The organism is Enterobacter sp. T1-1 (genome assembly GCF_000710795.1).
Lineage (GTDB): Bacteria > Pseudomonadota > Gammaproteobacteria > Enterobacterales > Enterobacteriaceae > Enterobacter > Enterobacter cloacae.
On the sequence record NZ_JALW01000129.1, the window covers coordinates 1 to 462 of the forward strand.

1 protein-coding gene is annotated in these 462 nt (G+C 59.5%); it reads left to right on the forward strand.

The genetic code is table 11. The features are described 5' to 3' along the window. The coding region (locus tag AK59_RS0123440) for a glycerate kinase (protein WP_029883962.1) at positions 1-425 on the forward strand (425 nt) is incomplete at its 5' end. Between the last annotated feature and the right edge of the window lie 37 nt (positions 426-462).

Below are 462 nucleotides of genomic sequence, written 5' to 3' on the forward strand. Positions count from 1 at the left end.
TGGATGTGCTCAACCTGGCGGGCGGCGGTGCGGCAGGTGGAATGGGGGCGGCGCTGTACGCCTTCTGCGGTGCGCAACTGCGCCAGGGCATTGAGATCGTCACCGATGCGCTACATCTGGCTGACCAGATTGCCGATGCGGATTTGGTGATAACGGGTGAAGGTCGCATCGACAGCCAGACGATCCACGGTAAAGTGCCGGTTGGGGTGGCGAAGGTAGCCAAACGCTTCAACAAGCCGGTTATCGGGATTGCAGGCAGCCTGACGGCGGACGTTGGCGTCGTGCACGATCACGGCATCGATGCGGTGTTTAGCGTAATTTACACCATCTGCTCGCTGGAAGATGCGCTGGAAAATGCCAGCGAGAACGTCAGGATGGCCGCAAGAAATATCGCGGCGGTACTGAAACTCGGGCAAGGGATGTAGTTCTCCCTCTCCCAGTGGGCTGAGGGTTCCCCAGAAA